This window comes from Pedobacter sp. 01T416_2 (assembly GCF_056398925.1).
The window spans coordinates 1-4,474 of record NZ_JBFTQI010000499.1 but is presented as its reverse complement, the minus strand read 5'-3'; the positions used below and the strand labels follow the sequence as shown (position 1 = coordinate 4,474).

General features: G+C 33.7%; 6 protein-coding genes. 2 read left to right on the top strand and 4 right to left on the bottom strand.

Annotation, left to right across the window (positions count from 1 at the left end; translation table 11 throughout):
• Positions 1-195, top strand: a 195-nt coding sequence (locus tag AC1DPQ_RS18910; RefSeq protein ID WP_477610531.1) for a hypothetical protein, incomplete at its 5' end; no start/stop codon positions are given.
• A gap of 64 nt (positions 196-259) precedes the next feature.
• Here AC1DPQ_RS18910 and AC1DPQ_RS18905 read toward each other — a convergent pair.
• From AC1DPQ_RS18905 to AC1DPQ_RS18895, 3 genes are read right to left on the bottom strand one after another with little or no spacing between them, the layout of a single operon-like run.
• Positions 260-1,915, bottom strand: a complete 1,656-nt coding sequence (locus AC1DPQ_RS18905) for a beta-1,6-N-acetylglucosaminyltransferase (protein WP_477610530.1) — start codon at positions 1,913-1,915, stop codon at positions 260-262.
• 57 nt (positions 1,916-1,972) lie between these two features.
• Entirely contained in the window at positions 1,973-2,704 is a 732-nt protein-coding gene (locus AC1DPQ_RS18900; protein WP_477579094.1) for a glycosyltransferase family 25 protein, read from the bottom strand.
• Positions 2,705-2,725: 21 nt separating this feature from the next.
• Positions 2,726-3,373 carry a glycosyltransferase family 32 protein gene (locus AC1DPQ_RS18895; RefSeq protein ID WP_477579096.1) on the bottom strand — a complete coding sequence of 216 codons (648 nt, stop codon included), beginning with the start codon at positions 3,371-3,373 and terminating at the stop codon, positions 2,726-2,728.
• A 102-nt stretch (positions 3,374-3,475) separates the two neighbouring features.
• On the opposite strand from AC1DPQ_RS18895, the gene AC1DPQ_RS18890 reads away from it, so the two are divergent.
• On the top strand, positions 3,476-3,652 hold the full coding sequence (locus AC1DPQ_RS18890; RefSeq protein ID WP_477579097.1) for a hypothetical protein: 177 nt from the start codon (positions 3,476-3,478) through the stop codon (positions 3,650-3,652).
• Here AC1DPQ_RS18890 and AC1DPQ_RS18885 read toward each other — a convergent pair.
• Positions 3,645-4,474: glycosyltransferase family 2 protein (locus tag AC1DPQ_RS18885; RefSeq protein ID WP_477610529.1), on the bottom strand; the 830-nt coding region annotated here is incomplete at its 5' end. The two genes, AC1DPQ_RS18890 and AC1DPQ_RS18885, sit on opposite strands and share 8 nt — an antisense overlap.

The window sequence follows — 4,474 nt, the reverse complement described above, 5'->3', positions numbered from 1 at the left end:
ATGTTAGACCTTCCAGATATGGAAACTAGAAAAAGATTAGGAGTGCATGCGCAATTTAAGGCTTTTTACTATAAAAAAAGTAACGCATTATTATTTATCGAGAGCTCCGAATGGCAGGCGCGTAAAATTGTCGAAATTTCTAAAAGACCTGTTTTTTGCACTGATATAAATAAAATGTTATTGTCACCAAGATGAGATAATGGCGGGAATATCTAGCTGTATATAAATAAATTCTGTTTTCTTTGATATAGCAATTGACTTAAACTGTATTTTCATTTAAATGTTTCTGCCAATCATTATTCAAGCCTTCGATTTTAACAGGATGATATATAAAAGGTGCTATAATTTCCTTTTCGTCAATAAAGGGTCTAAACCTCATCGAACTTAGTTCTTTCCCCTTCTCCCCTAAATTGCCTTTGTAAAATTTTTCCGCGAAATCTCTTAAGACGAATGGGCCATTGCCGCCAAAATCGTTTACAACAAAACCAGCATTTGTCAAAAGTGTGGGTATTAGGACTTCATGATGGCCTTCCCATCCATTGGTCATGGCGTTATCTAGATATGCTAACGCTTTTTTAGATATCCTGAATATAGGATTGAAAGATGAGACCATTGAGAGGCCATGATCAGTCTGCTCCTTGAACTTTAAAGTATTCCACCAATACCAGTTCCGGTTAAATGCATAAAACCGAACGTGGCTGCTTATAAAATCTGAAATGAGATTGTTTTTGAAAACATCGAAAAAATTTTCCCATTTCCCATTGTAGCGGACATCGTCTTCAATATACCAGTAAAAGTCATAATTTGGAAATTCCCTGTAAAAACTCATCAACGCAAAATGATTACTGCCAGGCAGCAAATTGCTTTTTATTGGCTTATAACCGAGGGAATGAAGTATAGAGTTGTCTATGATAAATATATCTTTTTCAATACCCAAAGGAATGTTTTCAGATGTTTTGTGATAGATTATCTTTGCAGTGTGGGGATCGTTTTGTGCGTCTTTTATTTTTGAGAATTCTTCAAAAATCCTTTGATCATCTTTGTTTGTCAAAAAAAGAACCGCATTAGCCACAGCGGGAATTATCGTTTTTTCATTTTCGTAAAACAGAATTTCCTTATCGATAAAATCTAATATATTTTTATCCCCGGTGGTTGGTTCAAACTTACGGGCAAAAAGTTCTTGACTGTTCTTTATAAGTTCTAGATCACCTATTGTCAGTCCCCGAGGATTAGTATCTGGATATACGGCGTCCCACTTTATTAACCGTAAACTATTGTTTACTATATTCTTTTTAATGAATTTTTCTTCTAAATTAAGAATCAGCGTTTGGAAAAAACTCTCATCCGGAATCAAAACACTTTGGAAATATTTGATGAATGCAGGATTATCATCCAGAAACTCTAAGATATAATCGACAAGTCTCATTGGAAAAGACCACCATTGAGAACCTCCATAAATTTTTATAACAGAATTGACCATTTCGAAGTTCGGATACCTTTGTATTCCGCCGTTTTTCCAGCCTAGGTGCGGTATCCGGTTAAAATCGATATAGATCGCTTGTCGATTACTTCTAAAAAATGAATTTATAAGTGCTAAATTTTTTATAGGGTAGTCTTGTCCACTTAGAAGCGTTACCCGTTCAACGTTGAGGATTTTTTTAGAAATTAGTTTTAGTCCGTTTAATGTAGCCTGAACAATACCATAGCTGGTCCATTTAGTCAGTACCCTATCTTCCACATAATAGATCTCATCATGAATATCCCCAATAATATCGATAAAGGATCGAATTTCACAACGTATATCTAAATGCAGTACAAAAGCAGTATTTTTGCCCTTTAACCGATCAATGAGTCTTTTGATCTGTGATGCGTTTTTATGCGCAATTATTAAATAGACAAATGTCTTCTGTTTCATATCATTCAATTAGTAACACCAAGGTATGATTGTGTTACTGGGCTCCTGAATCCCTTTTCATTCAATAATAACTAATTCCGCATCATTGCTGGCGGTATTTAAACCGTAATAATTTTTCACCCACCAAGAATGAAAAATTGCCCGAAGCTTATTATTCTCATTGAGATATAAAGGCGCGGAAGTAACTGCTTTATTTGGATACTCACCTTGAACAAAAAAGGGATAAACAGTTGCGAATACCCTGAAATTCTTCTGGTTGTTTGCCAATCCGACATCACAATGCCATTCTGATTGTTCACATATTTTTTGTGAGGCTTTTTTATATTTATCTGAGATATATAAAATAGAATGGGTGGAAAGCATTCCAGAGATTTCATAATAATCTTCAGAATATTTTGTGGCACTGGTTGGAGAATTTAATTTTGAGTGTTTTGCAAACTTAGGAAATATGCCCCAATGAGAAATTCCCAAGTATACACAATCAGCTTCATCAGGTATTTCTATATTCATCTTAAAGTCTTCAGTGATTTCAACATCGTCTTCAAGGATCAGTACCGGGGAATTTGGCTGGTGTTCTTTTATGATATATTTAAGAACTTCAGAGTGTGACTTGGCGCATCCGTTCGCGACCTGATCTTTGACTGTTGTTCCATGCCCTTGAATGGCTTCAAAGCAAAGTGTATTCGTTAAGCCATATTTATTAAAGATTGAAGTCATATTTTGACTTCTCTCTTTGTTACTGGGCAAATTGATCCAAACAATAAGAATTTCCTTTAGATTTATATTCATTTGAGAGTTTAAAAAGAATGACTAGTCAGAATTATAGCCTTGGAAGGCACTCCCAGGAGTGCTTCCCCAATACTGTTTAGCATAAATCTTAGCTGGACCGTTATATTGAATCCCAGTATAATGTTTGGGAATAAAATAATAGCTTGGATAAACACTTATTGAATTATAAGAATGTTTGTGAATTACTGAGGTAAGGAATAATGGACCAACCGTTCTCCATGCCGTGTGTTTTCCAATCAAAAGATCTTCCTTGTTCAGTAGGTTTAATTGTTTTATTAATAAGCCCATTAATTGATTGTCTTTTGTCGAACCTAGGTATCCTGCTGCTATAAGGTTTTTCCTTACAATTTCATTTTCATAACAACTAAATGAATCGTTTAACAGAAAAAAATCGTCAAGAGAATTGGTGCACTCAGCATCGGCATCAACAAAGAAACCACCAAACTTATTTAAGATCTCATATCGAGCTATGTCACACTTCCCATTCAATTCAGGCATAATATCATACTGCTTCTGATTAACCAGGCCGTTGGGGAAATGTTGTTTTAATAAATCCTCTGTCCATAGAATATGAAGCCAGCTTGGATGATATGCTTTCCAGGTATCAATTAAAGACATGGGAGCTGGTTTGTCTCCAATCCAAAATTGATGGATAATTTTCGGGATCATTTATTCAGATATGATTTTATTTAATATTCTATCGAGTGGGTAATTACTTAATATCATTGTCTCCAATGAGTTTTGTAGTTAAAACAATATATGCTTAAAAATATGGATATATTATTAGATAAAAAAGATTTTAGCTCTCTTATAAAGCTGTTTTCAAATTTAAAGTTATTCAGAGCCTTTCAAGCATTACCTTTTATAATCGTTATTATTGATAGGTTTATACACTCAATTGGAGCTACTGAAGATTATATCAAGCAAATCGCTCAAAAAATTATTTAAGTCTTAGAATTTCCGCATGTAGTATTTTGCGGAAAAATGGGAACAAAAGCGCTGAAGAATAAAATTTGTGTTTTTCATTTGCTTCGAGCAACTTGTTAAACCATTCAGCTGCCGCCGGTAATTCTTCCTTCGTGATTGAACCTGTATTCATCAATTTGATGTGCAAATCCAATTCATCATCGGAAAAACCTGTATTAAAATTTATTAGTTGAGATCGTCTTACTTCATTAGCATAATTGATTTGGTCCACTTTGGCAAAAGTTGAAATTTGAGAGGAATGCACCCTATACTGAATTAAAGTTTGGTTTAAATTAACTACAGGAAATAGTTTAATTATTTTTGATATAAAGTCATAATCCCCGGCATATTTAAAACCTTCATTATATTTCAGATTATGTTTGACAACAAGATGCCTTCTTATCATCATTGTACTTTGGGTCAAAAAATTATCTTTTAAAAGACAAACTTTAATATTGCTATATCTAAATGGGCGTTTTATAAAGCCTATTTTATTATTATTAGCATCAATTAATTCACTTAATCCACCAATACATCCAACTCTTTTATGACTTTCAAGATATTCGTACTGGTTTGATAAACAGTTTGGTTTCGCAATATCATCTGCATCAAACATTGCTATATATTTTCCTTTCGCATACTTCATTCCTTGATTTCTTGCGAAGTAGTTCCCCCGATTTTCTTTAAAAGCATAATACTTTATTCTTACATCATTAAACTTTCTCACCTCTAGGAATGTATTGTCAGTTGATCCATCGTCTATGATAAGTAATTCGAAGTTGTTGAAAGATTGATCTATAATGC

What these genes read in the sequence shown, in the direction of transcription:
- AC1DPQ_RS18905 (WP_477610530.1), bottom strand. Translation starts at nt 1,915, where the DNA reads ATGAAACAGAAGACATTTGTCTATTTAATAATTGCGCATAAAAACGCA.
- AC1DPQ_RS18890 (WP_477579097.1), top strand. Translation starts at nt 3,476, where the DNA reads ATGGATATATTATTAGATAAAAAAGATTTTAGCTCTCTTATAAAGCTG.
- AC1DPQ_RS18895 (WP_477579096.1), bottom strand. Translation starts at nt 3,373, where the DNA reads ATGATCCCGAAAATTATCCATCAATTTTGGATTGGAGACAAACCAGCT.
- AC1DPQ_RS18900 (WP_477579094.1), bottom strand. Translation starts at nt 2,704, where the DNA reads ATGAATATAAATCTAAAGGAAATTCTTATTGTTTGGATCAATTTGCCC.